This window comes from Streptomyces sp. NPDC005648, assembly GCF_040605395.1.
Taxonomy (GTDB): domain Bacteria; phylum Actinomycetota; class Actinomycetes; order Streptomycetales; family Streptomycetaceae; genus Streptomyces.
The window spans coordinates 155,444-171,794 of record NZ_JBEXCS010000003.1; the positions used below are offsets into that span (position 1 = coordinate 155,444).

Below are 16,351 nucleotides of genomic sequence, written 5' to 3' on the forward strand. Positions count from 1 at the left end.
CTGGGGCGGACGGGTCCTGGTGTGGGCGGGGTCTGGGGCGGACGGGTCCTGGTGTGGGCGGGGTCTGGGGCGGACGGGTCCTGGTGTGGGCGGGGCCTGGTGTGGGTGGGTCTGGGGCGGCCGGGTCCTGATGTGGGCGCGGCCTTGGGTGGATGGGCCCTGAAGCGGACCGGGGCGGGCGAGCCCTGGTGGGGCGGGGTCAGTCGCCGGGGGTGTGGTCCGTGGCGTGGACGGTCTCGCCCTGGGCGACCTCGATGCCGTTGTGCAGGTCGGTGGCCGCTTCCAGGGATGCCGTCGCCGACAGGGCCACACAGGCGAGGAGCAGTCCGGCCAGGGCGCGGGGGAGCAGACGGCCGGTGGGGACGGGCTTGTTCAGGAGCGCGGTGACGCGGCGGGGTACTGGACCGGCGGTGGCCGTGAGGGACAGCCCGGGCCGGGGCGCGGGACCGGCGGCGTGGGCGGCGAGCGCCGCGCGGCCGACGGCGCGGGCGGTCAGGGCGCGGTCACCGGTCGCCCGCGCGGCGGACTCGTCGGCCCAGCGCTCCAGCGCGTACGAGAGCGGGGCGCGCAGACCACGCAGGGCCGGGTGCAGGGCGGCGGCGAACTCGCCGGCGGCGAGGAAGAGATGGTGGCGGCACCTGAGATGGGCGCGCTCATGGGCGAGCAGCACCTCGCGCTCGCGCGCGTCGAGGGCGCGCAGCATGCCGGTGGTCACCACGATGCGGCCCGGCCGCCCCGGCAGGGCATAGGCGTCCGGACGCCCGTCGTGCCGCACGGACAGACCGCCGGCCGTCGCCTCGTCGCCGAACTGTCCGTGAGCGGTGCGCAGTTCACGCAGGTGACGACGGGTCCGGTGCAGCAGCAGGGCGCCGCCGCCGGCCAGCGCGAGAGCGGCCAGGACCGCGCCCGGCAAGGTGGCGGGCGAGCCGTCGCCGAGCAGATGGGGCGAGAGATGGCCGAGCGCGGCGACGAACGGCAGCCGCAGCGCACCGGCGAGCGCGAGCAGCGCCAACGCGGCCGTACTGGAGAGGGCGAGGACCAGCGCGAGACCGCTCAGCGCCCAGGCGGCGGCCCGCGGCGGCAGCAACTCGGCACCACGCCGGGCCGAGGGCACGGCCAGCAACGGCACGAGCAGCGGAAGCCACACGGCGTAGATCACGAATTCCTCCAGGGCCGCCGGTCCGTTGTGGATCAGCCTACGCGGGGTGACCGACGACGGCGGCCGCGCGACCGCCTTCCGTTTCCGTACGGCCCTTTTCTGTTACGGTGTCCCGCCCTGCGCCCCCGACCCGTCCAGCAGGCTCCGCAGCAGCTGTTCGTCCTCGGGGCTCAGGTCGGAGACGAAGCGGGCGAGGACGGTGCCGCGATCCTCGTCCTTGTCCAGTTCCGCGTGCATACGGCGGGCGGTCAGACCGTGCGAGTCCTGGGCGGGGGCGTAGGCGTAGCCCCGACCGGAGCGCGCCCGGGTCACCACACCCTTGGCGTGCAGACGGGTGAGGATGGTGGTGACGGTGGTGCGGGCGAGGCCGTTGCCGAGCTCCAGCTGGACGGCGCCGGGTGTGAGCGGCCCGTCGGCGGCCCACAGCGCGGCCAGCACCCCGGCCTCCAGCTCGCCCGCCGGCCGCCGGTCCGTGCGGCCGTCGGCCGGGTCGTAGGCCGGCTCGTCGATCTGCCCCTCGGGCATGGGAACGCTCCTCGGCTCTCATTCGTCTACAGTGGAGTAGACGGTCTACATAACTGTAGTCGCTCGGTGCGGAGCGTGCCCGCTCCGCCCACGTCCCAGTATGAGAGGGGTCGCCTGCATGGCAGCTGCCCAGTCCGCCATGGCCCAGGCGGTGAACGTCCTGGATCCCGGTTCCCTGCTGTCCACCTTCGGCGCGCTCGGCGTGGCCGTCGTCCTGTTCGCCGAGACCGGTCTGCTGGTCGGTTTCTTCCTGCCCGGTGACTCCCTGCTGTTCACGGCGGGATTGCTGTGCGTGGGCGGCGGCCGCGGCGGTGTCCACCTGTCGCTCCCGCAGGTGCTGCCCGCCGCCGTGGCCGGGGCGCTGCTCGGGGCGCAGACGGGGTACTGGATAGGGCGTCGCGGCGGCCGTGCGCTACTGGCCCGCAGCCGGGCGAGGAAGCTGCACGAGGGCGCCGAGCGCGCCGAGGAACTGCTCGCGCGCTACGGCCATGCCAAGGCGGTCGTACTGGCCCGCTTCGTGCCGGTGGTGCGGACGGTGCTGAACCCGCTGGCGGGCGCGCTCGACGTGCCGGTGCGGGTGTTCACGGTGTGGCAGGTGGTCGGCGGCCTGGTCTGGACGGTCGGCCTGGTCCTGGGCGGCTACGCACTCGGCTCCTCCATCCCGAACGTCGACCACTACCTCCTCCCGCTGGTCGCCCTCATCGTCATCGCCTCCCTGACCCCGCTCGTCCTGGAGGCCCGCCGCGCGCGGGCTCGCCGAGCCTCGTCCTCGGAGGCCTCCTCATGACCGGCCTCGCCTTCGGCGGCGCCTCGGTCGACGGCGGCCTGTACACCTGGATCACCGGCCTGGCCGGCGACACACCGCACTCCGTGGACACCGTGATCGCGGCCTTCTCCGACTACGGCCTGGCCCTGTTCGGCGTACTGATGCTCGCCGCGTGGTGGCGGGCCCGGGGCGCCGGGGAGCAGCACATGGTGCGCGCGCTCGCGGCCCCCGTGATCGTGGTGCTGGTCTACGCGGCCGACGTGCTGCTGAAGTCCGCGGTGGCCGAGCAACGACCCTGCCGGACCCTGCACACCGTGACCGTCGAGGCGTGCCCGGGGGCGGGCGACTGGTCGTTCCCCAGCAACCACGCGGTGATCGCCGGCGCCGCCGCGACGGCCCTGGCCCTCGTCGACCACCAACTGGGCCGGGTCGCCGCGGTGGCCGCCGTCCTGATGGCCGTCTCGCGCGTCTGGATCGGCGTCCACTATCCGCATGACGTGGCGGTGGGGCTGGCGCTGGGGGCGGTGCTGGCGTGGGCGCTGATGCGGGCCGCGGACCGGGCGGCGCCGCTGGTGGGGCGTGTGGCGGACAGCCGGTTCCGGGGGTTGGTGACGAGGGCGTGAGGCCGGCGGGGCGTGGAGACCGGGGGCGGCTGTCGCTCGCCCTCGTGCTGCCCCTCATGCTTCCCCTCGTCTGCGCGGTGCTCTTCGTCGCCCTCGCGACCGCGGTGGCCGTCCGTCATGGAGCCCCCCTTCCGGGTGATACGGCGATCCACACCTGGGGGCTCGGACACCGGCCGCCGGTCGCGCTGGCGCTCGCGCGGGGGTTCACCGCGACCGGGACCGGCGTATGGCCGTATGTGATCGTCGTGGCGGCCGGGGTCATCGCCGGGCGGGGCACCGGTGGGCGGCTCAGAGCCGTGGGCGCCGCCCTGGCGGTGCTCTTCGCGGGGCAACTCGTGCGTACGGGACTGATGGAGCTGTTCGCCCGGCCTCGCCCGAACCGCGCGGACTGGGCGTCCCACGCCTCCGGCTACGCCTTCCCCTCCGGTCACACCACCACCTCCGCCGTGACCGCGGGACTGCTGTGCTGGGCCCTCACCCGCCGCACCCGCCCCGACCTCGCGCGTACGACGTGCGTGGTCGCCGTCTGCTGGGCGGTGGCGGTCGGAGCGACCCGGGCCTACCTCGGTGTGCACTGGGCCAGCGATGTCCTCGGCGGCTGGTTGCTGGCGTCGGCCTGGCTGGGGCTGTGCTGGTGGGCTCTCGCCAGGTGGCTGCCGCCGGAGGCGATCGGCGGCGGTGTGTCCGGGAGGACCGGCATGCCCACGGCGCGCGGCAGGCGTACGGCACCGGAGCGCGAGAACACGAACGGCACATCCACGCCGGACCTCCCACACCACGGCGCCGACCCGCACCGGACACGCCCGGCCGACTGAAACAGCCCTGGATGCCATCGCCCGCCACCCGCCCCACCCCGGCCCGCCCCAGTCCCTCCCATCCAGCCCCTCTCTCCCCACAGCCACAGCCACAGCCACAGCCACACCCACCCTCGACGGAGACCCATGACCCACAAGATCCTGGTCGTCGAGGACGATCACGCCCTGCGTGACGTCCTGCTGCGCGGCCTCCGGGACGAGGGGTTCGCCACCGTGCCCGCGGCCGACGGGGCGACCGCGCTGCGGCTGGCCGGGGACGGCGTCTCCGCGGCCGTGCTCGACGTGGGGCTGCCGGACGCGGACGGGCGGGACGTGTGTCAGGCGCTGCGGGCCAACGGCTTCTCGTCCCCCGTCATCTTCCTCACCGCGCGCCAGGGCCTCACCGACCGGCTGTCCGCCTTCTCCGCGGGCGGCGACGACTATCTCCCCAAGCCCTTTCACCTGGCCGAACTCGCCGCCCGACTGCGTGCCGCCCTCAAGCGCGCGGCACCCGCGCCCCGTGCCGCGGCCGGAGACCTGGTCCTGGACGCCGTACGGCACCGCCTCACGGCCGGCGGCACCGAGATCGACCTGACGCCGACGGAGTTCCGGCTTCTGGCCACCCTCATGGCGGCGCCGGGGGAGATCGTGAGCCGCCGTGACCTGGTCCGGTCCGCCTGGCCGGAGGGCGCCCAGGTCAGCGACAACACCCTCGACCAGTACCTGACCCGGCTGCGCCGCAAGCTCCGCGGAGCAGGCAGCGATCTGACGATCGGCACGACCCGCGGAATCGGACACCGCCTGTCATGACCACACCCTCCCACCCCGCCCCCTCGAACCCGCCCTCGGATGCGCCGCAGCGTCCTTCGGACTCGCCCGCGGTCTCCCGTCCCGGTCCCTTGGGCCCGCCCACGGACGCCCCGCTCCGTCCTTCGCGCCGCGCCAGGGACGTTCGCCTCCATACCCCGCTTTCGCCCACGGACGCCCGTCCCCATGACCAGAATTCGGTCACGGACGCCCGCCCCCACGCCCCCCTCTCGCCCCCGGCCCCTCGCCCTCGCCCTCGCCCCTCGCGCTTCCACATCCCGCGCCCTCATCGCCCGTACCCCCGTCTCCCCCCTCTCCTCCGGCGCCCTTCCCTCCCGCCCCGTACTCTCCGCGGCCGTCTTTCTCTCGTCGCGCTCACCACCGCCGCGCTGTTGATGGTGATCCTCACCGTCGTCTTCAACACCGTGGTCCGCCATCATCTGCGCCGTCAGGAGGACGACGAACTGCGCACCCGGGCCGCGGCGGTCGCCACCACCGTCGACACCAGCGGTCCCCGTGTACGGGTCCTGGAGACCGCCAACGACCGTCTCCTGGACGCCAATGCGTGGATCTACGCCGGCTCCCGCCCGCTGGAGCGCCCGCCCTCCGCGGGCCCCCTGACCCGGGTCGCCGACGACCTGGCCCGTCACGCCGGCCGCAGCTGCGTCACCGTCGACGACCACGGTTCCGGACCGGTCCGGCTCTGTGCCGAGCCCGTCCCCGGCGCCCGGCAGTCGGCGACCGTCGTCACGGCCCTGGACCTGTCCCCGTACCGGAGTTCGGCCGACACGCTGCTGCTGGGCTCCCTGATCCTGGACGCCGTGATGCTGGCCTGCACCTACGCCCTGACCCGGCTGGCGGTGGGCCGTGCGCTGCGTCCGGTGGGCACGATGACCGACCAGGCCACACAGTGGAGCGCGGTCGCCTCCGAGGAGCGGTTCGGCAGCGCGGACCGCCCGGCCGAACTGGCCCGGCTGGGAGCCTCGTTGGACGCCCTACTGGACCGTATCCGGGCGGTGCTGCGACACGAGCGGCAGCTGACCGGCGAGCTCTCGCACGAGCTGCGCACCCCCCTGAGCCGTATCGTCGCCGAGCTGGACTGGTACGGCTCGCGCCCCCGCACCGCCGCCGAGACCCGCGCCGCGCACCGCACGATCGCCGAGGCCGCCGAGTCGATGCGCACGATCTGCGACACCCTCCTGACCAGTGCCCGCGAGGACACGGCCACCGCCCCCGGTACCGCCCCGGTCCTGCCATCGCTCCGCCGCCTCGCCGACCAGCACGTCACCCCCGCCCATGTGACCGTCACCGTCGACGCCGCCGACCCCCGGCTGGAGGCCGGCGTCCAACCGGCGCTTCTGGAACGGATCGTGAGCCCCCTGCTCGCCAACGCCCTGCGCTACGCCGCCTCGACCGTCACCCTGCACGCGGACCGCGACGACACCGGCCTGCGCATCTCCGTCACCGACGACGGCCCCGGCGTCCCACCCGCCTTCGCCCCGCACCTCTTCCAGCCCGGACGCCGCGCCGACCCGTCCGACGGACACACCGGAGCGGGCCTGGGACTGCCGCTCGCACGACGCCTGGCCCGCTCCGCCGGAGGCGAGGTCTCCTACGACCCCTACGACCACGTCCGTGGCCACGACCGACACCACCGACCCGCCCCCGGTGCGCACTTCGTGGTCAGACTGCCGTCCGGCTGACCGCGCCCGCCCGACGCCGCTCCCGGACACCGGCGTAACCGAGCCCGGAGCTGTCGGAGAGGAAGTCGCCCATGGAGGTGCGCTGACGAGGGTGCCGACCACGCTGGACCAGCACCGCCGCCGGCAGCACGCTCATCAGCGGCGACACACCGGTCAGGCCGAGCCCGGCCTTCTCGTTCAGCAAAGGACCTTGTTCCAGCGCGGCCGTGTTCGGCGGCGGGGAGGCGCGGACGCGCCCGTTGTCGTGTCCGATGTCATACGGCGACGCCGTCACCGCACACCTGAACTCATCCTGACCGTCCGGTGCCCGGGTGTCACAGCACCCTCGTCCGTACCAGCCCGCCCAGGACCAGCAGGCCCGGCACCAGCGGCACCCAGACCGTCAGCAGCCGGTACCCGATCACCACCGACACACTCTCCTGCGCCGAGGCCCCGGCCGCGGTCAGTGCCCAGGCGAGCGCCGCGTCCAGCGACCCGAGCCCGCCGGGAGTGGGCAGCAGTACGGCGGCGCTGCTCGCGGCGAGATACGCGAGCCCGACCTGGCCGACCGGCAGCGACAGATCGAGGGCCCGTACGACGGCGACCACGACTCCCGTGTGCAGCAGGGCGAACACCAGCGAACCGCCCCACAGAGCCGCCGCGCGGGCGGGGTTGGCGTGCACGGCGCGTACGTCGGCGACCGCACGGGCGGCCGCCCGCCGCAGCCGGGCCGGCTGTCCCGCGCGCCTCCCGATCAGGACGGCCACGGCCGCCGCGGCCAGCGCCGCCCCGGCGACCCCCGCCCCCACCAGCAGCCTCGTCCCGCCCACCGAGGGCACGCGCAGCACCCCCGGACAGGCCACGGCGAGCCCCGCGACCAGCCCCACCCGTACCACCGCTCCCGCCGCGCCCCTCACCGCCAGCGCCGTCGCCGCCCGTCCGGGGGCGAGGCCGCACCGCGTCAGGAACCGCAGATTGACGGCGCCCGCGCCCAACCCGGCGGGCAGCACATGGTTCGCCGCGGACGCCGCGAACTGGGCCGCCACCAGACGCCCGGCCGGCAGCGCCTCCCGCACCGCGCCCTGCAGGGCGAGCGCGGCGCCCGCCCATGTGAGTACGGCGAGCAGGGCGGCGAGGGACAGCCACCCCCGGTCCGCGACGACCAACTGATCGGCCCCGGCGTCGAGTACGGGCCAGTGCCGTACGGCGAGCCCGGCACCGGCCAGCACCACCACGGCCGCCACCAGGGTCTGCCACGGAGCACGTGCGCCCACGCCCACGGGCACGTCGACCGGTGCGCTCATCGGGACACCCTTTCCCTCACAACCGTCGGACAACAAGGGTGAGTTGCTGGACGCACTCCTGCCGGGTGCGCTTCTCGCGCCATGCGCTTCGCGTGCGGTGCCCGAGGGGGTGCTCACGCCCGTTTCCCCACGGCGACCGGCCCGAGATAGGCATACCCGTCCGGCAGCCGGTGCAGCCGCCACCCCCGCGCGTACGCCGGCGGATGGCCGGGGTCGGTCGTCAGCAGGGCCACGGGCACGCGCTGCGCCGTGCGGGTCAGCGCCGCGGCGGTGGTGTCGGCGTCGTGGCCGCCGGTGTGGGCCGAGCCGCAGCCGGCGTAGAAGGCGATCGGGACCGAGTCGCCGCCGGTGAGCAGGCACGGCGGGCGCATGCCGAGCCGGCGCAGGTCGTCGGCGGAGCGGGCCCAGACACGGTGTTCGGCCGTCGTGCGGGACACCGCGGTCTCCAGCACCGCCAGCTGCACCGCCAGATGCCCCGCCACCCCCACGGCCACCAGCGTCACCACGACCGGCCGCCAACGCCCCGCCGCCACGGCGACCAGCCGGAACAGGGCGTCCGCGACGGGGATCGCGAGGAGCGCGTAGGCGGGCAGCAGGAAGCGGGGCGCCGCGTAGCCGATGAGGAAGAGGTACGGCACCGCCGCCGACGCTGCGCAGGACAGCGGGAGCAGTGTCCGCAGGGTGCGCCGGGCCCGCACCGCGAGCACCAGCGCGGTGAGCGCGAGCAGCGGCAGCACGAACCACCAGGCGATGACCGGCGCGCTCGGTACCGCCCCCGTGCAGGGACGGCACAGCGCGCGCCCGCCGAGGCTGCGCAGCTGGTCGATCACCGCGTTGTGCAGGCCGAGACCGCCCTGGATGCGGGAGCCGGCCGAGAGCCGGGCGCTGAGGCCGCCGTAGCGGACGTACGCCTCGACGACCCACTCGGCCGCTCCCGCCGCGAGCCCGCCGAGGAGGGCGAGCAGCGGGCGCGGCCGCCGGTCCCGCAGGAGAAGCGCCAGCAGCGGGAGTACCACCCAGACGGCGTCCGTCGGCCGCATCCAGGCCATCAGCGCGGCGCCCGCGGCCATGCCCCACACGGGGCCGCGGCGGGCGCGGTCGGCGCGGGCGGTGAGCGCGAAGCCCACGGTGGCCAGCGCGCCCACGGCCACCCAGTAGTTGGGCATCACCTGAGGACCGTAGAAGAGGGTGATCCACAGGGACGCGAAGAGCGCGCCGCCGGCCGCGATCACCCGCACCGGGAACCGGCCGCGCCAGGCGCGCAGGGCCCAGAGCAGGCCGAGTCCGGCGAGGACCGCCAGACAGACCCGCAGCAGCGGGGTCGACGACGACCATGAGGTGATCGGGGCGACCAGCAGAGTGATGCCACGCGCGCGGGGTGCGCTGAAGAAGGCCGCCGGGGCGTGTCCGCTGACCTGGCTGACGTACACCGTCTCGTCCCAGCCGAGGCCCATCCCGGGCCGGACCAGGGCGAGTTGGAGGAGGGTGAACGCGCCCGCCACGGCCGCGAGCCACAGTGCGTCCGGGCGGCGGCGCCAGGGGGGACGGACGCGGGGCGGGTGCCCGTCGGGCAGCACGCGGGCGCGCCCGGTGGCGGGTGCTTGGTCTGGAGCCCTGGCCATCGTCCGGTCCGTCCGTCGTTCGGCCCTACAGGTTGTAGGGTTGGGGCCTGGGGTCACCCTACAACCTGTAGGTCGGGGCCGAGTGCGAGGCGGGTAAGGGCGGGGTGCGAGCCGGTGACCGGGGGCCCCTACGCGCCGTAAGGTGGTGGCCATGGCAGGCACGACCCCTCGCGGCAGGGCCGAGCGACGCAGCCCGGGCGAGCTGGAGAGCGAGGTCCTCGCCACTCTGTGGGCGACGGACCGTGCCCTCACCCCGGCCGAGATCCAGGCCGAACTCGGCGACGGACTCGCCTACAACACCGTCCACACCATCCTGCGGCGGCTCCACGACAAGAGCCTCGTCCTGCGCGACGCCGACGGCCGCCGCGGCGCCTACCGCCCCGCGAAGAACGCGGCCCAGATGACCGCCGAGGCCATGCACCAGGCCCTGGACCGGGGCCCGGACCCGATAGCGGCCCTGCAGCAGTTCGTCACCGGCCTGAGTCCGGAGGAGGAGAGCGCGCTGCGGGAGCTGCTGGGGGAGGCGGAGCCGGAGGCGTGAGGGGGCCGGGCGGTCCGGGCGTACGACGGTCGCCCACCCGGTCGAACGCTGGGCCGACGAACAGGCGGCAGCCCAGGTGGGCCCTGGCAGGCGAGCCTCAGACGGGTGTCTCCGGCCGGTCCGGCTTCTCGCGCACTCCTCGCCGCGCCACCACTCCCGCCCCGCCCACCAGGAGCACCGCCAGCGCCGCGTACCCGTACGTCAGGGTCGCCACCGTGGCGACCGCGGCCACCAGCAACGGGCCGCCCGCGTCGCCGAGTTCGCGTCCGAGTTCGGCCGCGCCCATGGTCTGGCCGAGCCGCTCCTTCGGAGTGGAGGAGGCGAGGGCCGCGAAGCCCAGCGGGGTGATCAGTCCCGTGCCGACGCCGATGAGAGCCGCGGCGAGCAGGACGCCCGCCGGCCCGGGCAGCGTCGCGCAGGCCGTCCCCGCCGCGGAGAGCAGCAGCCCGGCGGTGAGCCCGGTGCGCGTGCCGAGCCGCCCCGCGTCCAGCGCACGCCCGGCATGCGGCTGTACGACCGCCGCGCACGCGGCCAGCACCGACACCGCGGCCCCCGTCGCCACCGTCCCGAACCCCGCCGCCCGGCCGGACACCGGCAGGAACCCCACCCCCACCGACAGCGCCGCCGTCGCGCCGGCGAGCGCGGCCGTCGGCACGAGAAACGCCGGGTCCGCCAGCCGCCGCGCCAGGTCCAGCACGGTCTGCCGGGCACGGGGGAGCGGCGGTACGACGGGTACGGCGGCCCACGCCCACACTGCGACCCCCGCACCCAGCACCGCCAGCACCGTGAACAGCAGCCGCAGCCCGCCCGCCCACACCAGCACCCCGCCCAGCAGCGGGCCCAGCGTGTACCCGATCGACTTGTAGAAGCCGTAACTACCGAACGCCCGCCCCTGCTTCGCCGCCGGATTGAGCCGGGACACCAGCGCGGAGGCGGCCGGTGAGAACGCTGAGGCCGCCGCCCCCTGCCCCAGCCGGGCCGCCCACAGCCACCCCGGGCTGCCCGCGAGGACGTACACCGAGGACGCGAGCGCGAACGCCACCAGCCCGCCGAGCAGCACCGGCCGCGCGCCGACGCGGTCGGCCAGCGTGCCGAAGACGGGTTTGAGCAGTACTTCCGCACCGTCGTAGAGCGCGAGCAGTCCACCCAGGACGAGCAGCGAGGTCACGGTGTCGTGCCCGGCGGCACCGAGGTTCGCGGCGATGCCGTGGGCTCCGAACGCGGTGGTGAACCCGGCGGCGTACAGAGGCCACATCCGAGCTCGCGCGGGGTCACTCCCCGGCGTCACTGATCCCCAGCCGCAGATGCTCGACGTGGTAGACGGCCTGGTCGAGGAGTTCGGCGACATGGTGGTCGTGCAGCGCGTACACCACCGACCGCCCGCGCCGCTCGCCGACGACCAGCCCCAGGTTCCGCAGCAGCCGCAACTGGTGCGAGCACGCGGACTGCTCCATGCCCACCTCGGCCGCCAACTCGGTCGCGGGCAGCGGGCCTTCGCGCAGCCGCGCGAGGATCAGCAGCCGGGAGGGAGTCGACAGGGCCTGGAGCGTGGTGGCCACCTTGGCGACGTTGGCCGCGTCCAGACGCACGCGCTCGGCGGTGTCCTGCGCGGTGGTGGCGGCTCCATGACCCATACGGGCATCCTACCCACCGGCCATGAACAGGTGAACGACCGTTCATACGCCCTGGTGGTTCCCCGAGGTGATCCGTGCCGTGATCCGCGCCGTCGCAGGACAGCCCACCGTGATGTCGGATTCTCGCCAGCCGCGACTTCCTCCCGTCGCCGATGCTGGACTCATGCAGAACGGGATGCACACCGACCGAGAGCGCTGCGTACGGGCCGTGAAGTCCAAGGACGCCCGCTTCGACGGATGGTTCTTCACGGCCGTCCTGACCACCCGGATCTACTGCCGGCCCAGCTGCCCGGTCGTACCGCCCAAGCCCGGGAACATGACCTTCTACCCGAGCGCGGCCGCCTGCCAGCAGGCCGGCTTCCGGGCCTGCAAGCGCTGCCGGCCCGACACCAGCCCCGGCTCCCCGGAGTGGAACCAGCGCGCCGATCTGGTGGCCCGCGCGATGCGGCTGATCGCCGACGGCATCGTGGACCGCGAGGGCGTCCCCGGCCTCGCCGCCCGCCTCGGCTACAGCACCCGGCAGATCGAACGCCAGCTCCTGGCCGAACTCGGCGCGGGCCCGCTGGCCCTGGCCCGCGCCCAACGCGCCCAGACCGCACGCCTGTTGATCGAGACGACCCCGCTGCCGATGGCGGAGATCGCCTTCGCCGCCGGCTTCTCCTCCATCCGCACCTTCAACGACACCGTCCGCGAGGTCTTCGCCCTCGCCCCGAGCGAACTACGGGCCCGACTGCCGAAGGGGAGCCGTCCGGCGTCCGGCCCACGGATGCCGACCGACCACACCATGCCGACCGCACCCGGTGGGGGAACCGGCGGCGCCTCCGGGGACTTGGGTGCGGGGAACCCCGGTACCCCGGGGACCCTCTCGCTCCGGCTCCCCTTCCGTGCGCCGCTCAACCCCGACAACCTCTTCGGCCACCTCGCCGCGACCGCCGTACCCGGCGTCGAGGAGTGGCGCGACGGTGCCTACCGCCGGACCCTCCGCCTCCCCTACGGCCATGGCATCGCGGCCCTCACCCCCGCGGCCGATCACATCGCCTGCCGCCTCACCCTCAGCGACCTGCGCGATCTGCCGGTCGCCATCAGCCGCTGCCGCCGCATGCTCGACCTGGACGCCGACCCCGTCGCGATCGACGACCAGCTGCACGCCGACCCGGTGCTGGCCCCGCTGGTCGACAAGGCACCCGGCCGACGTGTCCCGCGCACGGTCGACGAGGCGGAGTTCGCCGTACGGGCCGTCCTCGGCCAGCAGGTCTCCACGGCGGCGGCCCGCACCCACGCGGCCCGACTGGTCACGGCGTACGGCGACCCGGTGGACGATCAGGAGGGCGGCCTCACCCACCTCTTCCCCACCCCCGAGGCCCTGGCCGCCGTAAACCCCGAGTCCCTGGCGATGCCCCGCACCCGCCGCGCCACCTTCACCACGCTGGTCACTCAACTGGCCTCCGGCTCGCTCCACTTGGGCCCGGAGAGTGACTGGCAGGAGACCCGCGCCCGCCTCCTCGCCCTCCCCGGCTTCGGCCCCTGGACGGTCGACGTCATCGCCATGCGGGCCCTCGGCGACCCGGACGCCTTCCTCCCCACCGATCTCGGAATCCGTTACTCGGCCGAGGAGTTGGGACTCCCCGCCACCCCGGCGGCCCTCACCGCCCGCGCCGCGGCCTGGCGCCCCTGGCGGGCGTACGCCGTCCAGTACCTGTGGGCGACCGGCAGCCACCCGATCAACTTCCTTCCCGTATAAGGACGTTCATGAAGCAGCACACCGTGACCGACAGCCCGTACGGACTCCTCACCCTCGTGGCCGAGGACGGAGTCCTGTGCGGCCTCTACATGACCGACCAGCGCCACCGTCCGGCGGAGGAGACATTCGGAGCCAGGGACGACACCCTCTTCGCCGAGGCCGAGGAACAGCTGCGGGCCTACTTCTCGGGCGAGTTGAAGGAGTTCACCCTCGAACTGCGCCTGAACGGCACCGCGTTCCAGCGCACGGTCTGGGACCAACTCCGCAGGATCCCCTACGGCGAGACCCGTACCTACGGCGAACTCGCCGGGGCCCTCGGCAACCCGTCCGCCTCCCGCGCGGTCGGCCTCGCCAACGGCAGGAACCCGATCGGCATCATCGTGCCCTGCCACCGGGTGGTCGGCGCCGACGGCGGCCTCACGGGCTACGGCGGCGGCCTGGCCCGCAAACAGCGCCTGCTCGACTTCGAGAGCGGAACCGCGCTGTTCTGACCGGGATGCTAGAGCGGGAGGCGGACGGGCCCGCCGGAGTCTAGGAGCGGCTCTCCTCAGCCAGCCGATGCGTGAGCCGGGGCAGTGCCGTGCCGATCGGTTCGCGGATGAGTTCATCGGCGCGGTCGTCGTACGGGGTCGGCTCGGCGTTGACGATCACGAGCCGCGCGCCATGATCGGCGGCGACCCCGGCGAGCCCCGCCGCCGGCTGGACCTGCAGACTGCTCCCCACGGCGATGAACACCTGACAGGCCTTGCTGATGGCGACCGCCTCGCCGAGCACGACGGGGTCGAGTCGCTCGCCGAACATCACGGTCGCCGACTTCAGGATCCCGCCGCACTCCAGACACGGCGGATCGTCCTCGCCGGCCTCCACCCGGGCGAGGGCGTCCTCCATCGGCACGCGCGCATGGCACTCGGTGCAGACGACACTCCGTGCGCTGCCGTGCAGTTCGAGCACCTTGCGCGTCGGCATCCCGGCGAGCTGGTGCAGTCCGTCGACGTTCTGCGTGATCACCCGGACCGGCACCCCGGACCGTTCGAGGTCGGCCACGGCGAGGTGCGCCGCGTTCGGTTCGGCGTGCAGCGTCCGGTTCTTGCGCCGCATCTGCCAGGACCGCCGACGGATCTCCGGATCCCCCATGTAGTACTCGTACGTGACGAGCTTCTCGGCCTCGGGATCCTTCCGCCACAGCCCGTTGGGCCCGCGATAGTCGGGGATCCCCGAATCGGTGGAGATACCGGCACCGCTCAGGATGGCGACGAGGGGCTTGGTCATGGTGCCGAGGGTAGGGCGGGGGATACGGGGCGGCCAGCGGATATCCGCGCGGGCGACCGCCAGGGCGTCGTGCCCGTGTCAGCCGACCCGCTTGCCGTTCTCCAGCTCCGCCGTCCCCGAGCCCTCCGCGAGAACGTCCAGGGCCGCCAGGACCCGGGGGCCGAGGGTGCCCAGGAGGTAGTCGGCGAGGTCCTCGCGGGGGACCAGACGCCAGGAGAGGAGCTCCTCCTCCTGGAGGCGGATCGCCTTGAGGTCGTCCTCGGTGAGGACGCCGCCGTCGTAGAGGTACGCCACCAGCGGCGGCCAGCCCGGCCGGTACACCCAGTCCACCGCGAGGAGGCGGCCGAGTTCGCGGTCGAGGCCGATCTCCTCGAGCGTCTCGCGGTGGGCGCCCCGGCGTGGGGTCTCACCGTCGTCCGACTCGATCGTGCCGCCCGGAAGGGCCCAGCCCTCACGGTAGTTGGGCTCGACGAGCAGCACCCGCCCCTCGGCGTCCCGGAAGAGGGCGGCGGCACCGGAGAGGACACGGGGCAGCCCCGCGATGTACGTGGCGAAGTCCTGGCTGGAGGTCATCCAGGAAGAGTAACCAGATTCCCCGGACCTTCAGCTCCGGCCTTTCAGCTCGGAGCCTCATGCACGACCCCCACCCGGCCGTCCCGCTCCCACCCTCTCACCCGTCCACCCCCACCAACCGCACAGTCCGTTCCGCCAGTTCGGTTATCCGGGAGTTGTCGAAGCCGAAGACCGCGCTGCGGACGGTGTTCTCCAGGGGGGCCGTCCACTGGGGTGGGATCGCGGTGGCGCCGGTGAGGACGCCGGCCACCGAGCCGGCCGTGGCGCCGTTGGAGTCGGTGTCCAGGCCGCCGCGGACGGTGAGGGTGATGGTGCGGGTGAAGTCGCCGTCGCCGTAGAGCAGCCCGGCCGTCAGCACCGCCGCGTTCGGGATCGTGTGGATCCAGCCGAGGCCCGTGGTCTCCTCGGTCACCGTCGTCAAGGTGTCCTCCCAGGTCATCCGGGTGTCGTGGAGGGACACGACCCGGCGGACCGTGCGCGCGAGGCGGCTGCTCGCCGGGATGACGGCCAGGGCCTCGTCCACCGCGTGCCGCACCGTCGGCGCCGTGAACGCCGCGGCGATCAGCGCCGCCGCCCACATCGCGCCGTACACGCCGTTGCCGGTGTGCGACAGCACCGCGTCCCGGCGGGCCAGGGAGGCGGCGCGGCGCGGGACGCCGGGGCAGGTCCAGCCGTAGATGTCGGCGCGGATCAGGGCGCCGATCCACTCCTGGTACGGGTTGTCGTAGGTGGCGGTGAGCGGTGGCTTCAGGCCGTTGGCGAGATTGCGGTACGCCGCCCGTTCCGCCGTGAACGTCTGCAGATACGGCAGTCTCACCAGCCACAGGTCGCCGACCTGCTCGGTGCTGAAGCCGAAGCCGTGGGTCTCCAGGAGATCGAGGCCGAGGATGGCGTAGTCGACGTCGTCGTCGCGGCAGCTGCCGTGGATGCGGCCGCGCACGCACCGGCGCCACTCGGGGCGCAGCTCGAAGCCGTCGCTCTCCTCGGCGGGCTCGGGCAGATAGTCGGTCAGGGGCAGGGCGGCGGCCTGCCGCAGATAGCGGTCGATCCGGTCCCGCGTCCACAGGTCGCCCTGCTCGACCGGCTTGCCGAGCATGTTGCCCGCGATCCGGCCCAGCCAGCCTCCGAGGACGCGGTCGGCGAGCTCTGGCTCAGTACCCACAGGGGTCATAGGAACGGTTTAGCCGATTACGGCGGTGGCTGCGAGGGGGCCGGCTGTCCGCACAGGCGCTTCCCAGGGCGCTCGTACCTTGCTCCCACGCCGTTCTCAGCCTCCGGGCAGCGCATGGCGGCGGGGACGTCCGCCGGTTA

At 74.2% G+C, this 16,351-nt stretch carries 18 protein-coding genes; 8 read left to right on the top strand and 10 right to left on the bottom strand.

Annotation, left to right across the window (positions count from 1 at the left end; translation table 11 throughout):
- Window positions 1-199: 199 nt before the first annotated feature.
- Both ABZT17_RS03030 and ABZT17_RS03035 read right to left on the bottom strand, forming a co-directional pair.
- A complete protein-coding gene (locus ABZT17_RS03030) occupies window positions 200-1,159 on the bottom strand; it encodes a M56 family metallopeptidase (RefSeq protein ID WP_356342936.1) in 960 nt (319 codons plus the stop codon).
- 102 nt (window positions 1,160-1,261) lie between these two features.
- Window positions 1,262-1,684, bottom strand: coding sequence for a BlaI/MecI/CopY family transcriptional regulator (locus ABZT17_RS03035; protein WP_356342938.1), 423 nt, complete (start codon window positions 1,682-1,684; stop codon window positions 1,262-1,264).
- A gap of 118 nt (window positions 1,685-1,802) precedes the next feature.
- Here ABZT17_RS03035 and ABZT17_RS03040 point away from each other — a divergent pair, with 118 nt between their 5' ends.
- From ABZT17_RS03040 to ABZT17_RS03060, 5 genes are all read left to right on the top strand, one after another.
- Window positions 1,803-2,471, top strand: coding sequence for a DedA family protein (locus ABZT17_RS03040; protein WP_356342940.1), 669 nt, complete (start codon window positions 1,803-1,805; stop codon window positions 2,469-2,471).
- Entirely contained in the window at window positions 2,468-3,073 is a 606-nt protein-coding gene (locus ABZT17_RS03045) for a phosphatase PAP2 family protein (protein ID WP_356342942.1), read from the top strand. Before ABZT17_RS03040 ends, ABZT17_RS03045 begins: the two co-directional genes overlap by 4 nt.
- A gap of 56 nt (window positions 3,074-3,129) precedes the next feature.
- Entirely contained in the window at window positions 3,130-3,888 is a 759-nt protein-coding gene (locus tag ABZT17_RS03050; RefSeq protein ID WP_356342944.1) for a phosphatase PAP2 family protein, read from the top strand.
- A gap of 126 nt (window positions 3,889-4,014) precedes the next feature.
- Window positions 4,015-4,677, top strand: a complete 663-nt coding sequence (locus tag ABZT17_RS03055; protein WP_356342946.1) for a response regulator transcription factor — start codon at window positions 4,015-4,017, stop codon at window positions 4,675-4,677.
- Window positions 4,678-5,069: 392 nt separating this feature from the next.
- Window positions 5,070-6,377, top strand: a complete 1,308-nt coding sequence (locus tag ABZT17_RS03060) for a HAMP domain-containing sensor histidine kinase (RefSeq protein WP_356342948.1) — start codon at window positions 5,070-5,072, stop codon at window positions 6,375-6,377.
- Here the strand turns inward: ABZT17_RS03060 and ABZT17_RS03065 are convergent.
- The 3 genes from ABZT17_RS03065 to ABZT17_RS03075 form a co-directional block, all read right to left on the bottom strand.
- Window positions 6,358-6,651 carry a hypothetical protein gene (locus ABZT17_RS03065; protein WP_356342950.1) on the bottom strand — a complete coding sequence of 98 codons (294 nt, stop codon included), beginning with the start codon at window positions 6,649-6,651 and terminating at the stop codon, window positions 6,358-6,360. The genes ABZT17_RS03060 and ABZT17_RS03065 overlap by 20 nt on opposite strands.
- A 40-nt stretch (window positions 6,652-6,691) precedes the next feature.
- The gene (locus tag ABZT17_RS03070; RefSeq protein ID WP_356342953.1) at window positions 6,692-7,660 is read right to left on the bottom strand and encodes a lysylphosphatidylglycerol synthase domain-containing protein; all 969 of its coding nucleotides are present in this window, start codon (window positions 7,658-7,660) and stop codon (window positions 6,692-6,694) included.
- Window positions 7,661-7,773: 113 nt separating this feature from the next.
- Window positions 7,774-9,114 (bottom strand): hypothetical protein, encoded by a 1,341-nt coding sequence (locus ABZT17_RS03075; RefSeq protein WP_356343053.1) that lies wholly within the window; start codon window positions 9,112-9,114, stop codon window positions 7,774-7,776.
- A gap of 319 nt (window positions 9,115-9,433) precedes the next feature.
- Here ABZT17_RS03075 and ABZT17_RS03080 point away from each other — a divergent pair, with 319 nt between their 5' ends.
- Window positions 9,434-9,823, top strand: coding sequence for a BlaI/MecI/CopY family transcriptional regulator (locus ABZT17_RS03080; protein WP_356342956.1), 390 nt, complete (start codon window positions 9,434-9,436; stop codon window positions 9,821-9,823).
- Between the two features lie 97 nt (window positions 9,824-9,920).
- On the opposite strand, the gene ABZT17_RS03085 is transcribed toward ABZT17_RS03080, so the two are convergent.
- Together ABZT17_RS03085 and ABZT17_RS03090 are read right to left on the bottom strand one after the other, a co-directional pair.
- Window positions 9,921-11,078 (bottom strand): MFS transporter, encoded by a 1,158-nt coding sequence (locus tag ABZT17_RS03085; protein WP_356342959.1) that lies wholly within the window; start codon window positions 11,076-11,078, stop codon window positions 9,921-9,923.
- Between the two features lie 16 nt (window positions 11,079-11,094).
- Window positions 11,095-11,457 carry a metalloregulator ArsR/SmtB family transcription factor gene (locus tag ABZT17_RS03090; RefSeq protein WP_356342961.1) on the bottom strand — a complete coding sequence of 121 codons (363 nt, stop codon included), beginning with the start codon at window positions 11,455-11,457 and terminating at the stop codon, window positions 11,095-11,097.
- A gap of 163 nt (window positions 11,458-11,620) precedes the next feature.
- On the opposite strand from ABZT17_RS03090, the gene ABZT17_RS03095 reads away from it, so the two are divergent.
- Both ABZT17_RS03095 and ABZT17_RS03100 read left to right on the top strand, forming a co-directional pair.
- Window positions 11,621-13,198 (top strand): AlkA N-terminal domain-containing protein, encoded by a 1,578-nt coding sequence (locus ABZT17_RS03095; protein WP_356342963.1) that lies wholly within the window; start codon window positions 11,621-11,623, stop codon window positions 13,196-13,198.
- Window positions 13,199-13,206: 8 nt separating this feature from the next.
- The gene (locus tag ABZT17_RS03100; RefSeq protein ID WP_356342965.1) at window positions 13,207-13,689 is read left to right on the top strand and encodes a methylated-DNA--[protein]-cysteine S-methyltransferase; all 483 of its coding nucleotides are present in this window, start codon (window positions 13,207-13,209) and stop codon (window positions 13,687-13,689) included.
- Between the two features lie 40 nt (window positions 13,690-13,729).
- Here ABZT17_RS03100 and ABZT17_RS03105 read toward each other — a convergent pair whose 3' ends face one another.
- The 3 genes from ABZT17_RS03105 to ABZT17_RS03115 form a co-directional block, all read right to left on the bottom strand.
- A complete protein-coding gene (locus ABZT17_RS03105) occupies window positions 13,730-14,467 on the bottom strand; it encodes a Sir2 family NAD-dependent protein deacetylase (RefSeq protein WP_356342967.1) in 738 nt (245 codons plus the stop codon).
- A 78-nt stretch (window positions 14,468-14,545) separates the two neighbouring features.
- Window positions 14,546-15,040 (bottom strand): NUDIX hydrolase, encoded by a 495-nt coding sequence (locus tag ABZT17_RS03110; RefSeq protein WP_356342970.1) that lies wholly within the window; start codon window positions 15,038-15,040, stop codon window positions 14,546-14,548.
- A 97-nt stretch (window positions 15,041-15,137) separates the two neighbouring features.
- Window positions 15,138-16,211, bottom strand: coding sequence for an ADP-ribosylglycohydrolase family protein (locus ABZT17_RS03115; protein ID WP_356342972.1), 1,074 nt, complete (start codon window positions 16,209-16,211; stop codon window positions 15,138-15,140).
- Window positions 16,212-16,351: the final 140 nt, after the last annotated feature.

Coding starts and splice junctions, on each gene's coding strand:
- ABZT17_RS03060 (WP_356342948.1), top strand. CDS start 5,070: ATGGTGATCCTCACCGTCGTCTTCAACACCGTGGTCCGCCATCATCTG.
- ABZT17_RS03050 (WP_356342944.1), top strand. CDS start 3,130: ATGCTTCCCCTCGTCTGCGCGGTGCTCTTCGTCGCCCTCGCGACCGCG.
- ABZT17_RS03045 (WP_356342942.1), top strand. CDS start 2,468: ATGACCGGCCTCGCCTTCGGCGGCGCCTCGGTCGACGGCGGCCTGTAC.
- ABZT17_RS03080 (WP_356342956.1), top strand. CDS start 9,434: ATGGCAGGCACGACCCCTCGCGGCAGGGCCGAGCGACGCAGCCCGGGC.
- ABZT17_RS03085 (WP_356342959.1), bottom strand. CDS start 11,078: ATGTGGCCTCTGTACGCCGCCGGGTTCACCACCGCGTTCGGAGCCCAC.
- ABZT17_RS03070 (WP_356342953.1), bottom strand. CDS start 7,660: ATGAGCGCACCGGTCGACGTGCCCGTGGGCGTGGGCGCACGTGCTCCG.
- ABZT17_RS03105 (WP_356342967.1), bottom strand. CDS start 14,467: ATGACCAAGCCCCTCGTCGCCATCCTGAGCGGTGCCGGTATCTCCACC.
- ABZT17_RS03100 (WP_356342965.1), top strand. CDS start 13,207: ATGAAGCAGCACACCGTGACCGACAGCCCGTACGGACTCCTCACCCTC.
- ABZT17_RS03075 (WP_356343053.1), bottom strand. CDS start 9,114: ATGGGCCTCGGCTGGGACGAGACGGTGTACGTCAGCCAGGTCAGCGGA.
- ABZT17_RS03110 (WP_356342970.1), bottom strand. CDS start 15,040: ATGACCTCCAGCCAGGACTTCGCCACGTACATCGCGGGGCTGCCCCGT.
- ABZT17_RS03040 (WP_356342940.1), top strand. CDS start 1,803: ATGGCAGCTGCCCAGTCCGCCATGGCCCAGGCGGTGAACGTCCTGGAT.
- ABZT17_RS03095 (WP_356342963.1), top strand. CDS start 11,621: ATGCAGAACGGGATGCACACCGACCGAGAGCGCTGCGTACGGGCCGTG.
- ABZT17_RS03055 (WP_356342946.1), top strand. CDS start 4,015: ATGACCCACAAGATCCTGGTCGTCGAGGACGATCACGCCCTGCGTGAC.
- ABZT17_RS03090 (WP_356342961.1), bottom strand. CDS start 11,457: ATGGGTCATGGAGCCGCCACCACCGCGCAGGACACCGCCGAGCGCGTG.
- ABZT17_RS03115 (WP_356342972.1), bottom strand. CDS start 16,211: ATGACCCCTGTGGGTACTGAGCCAGAGCTCGCCGACCGCGTCCTCGGA.
- ABZT17_RS03035 (WP_356342938.1), bottom strand. CDS start 1,684: ATGCCCGAGGGGCAGATCGACGAGCCGGCCTACGACCCGGCCGACGGC.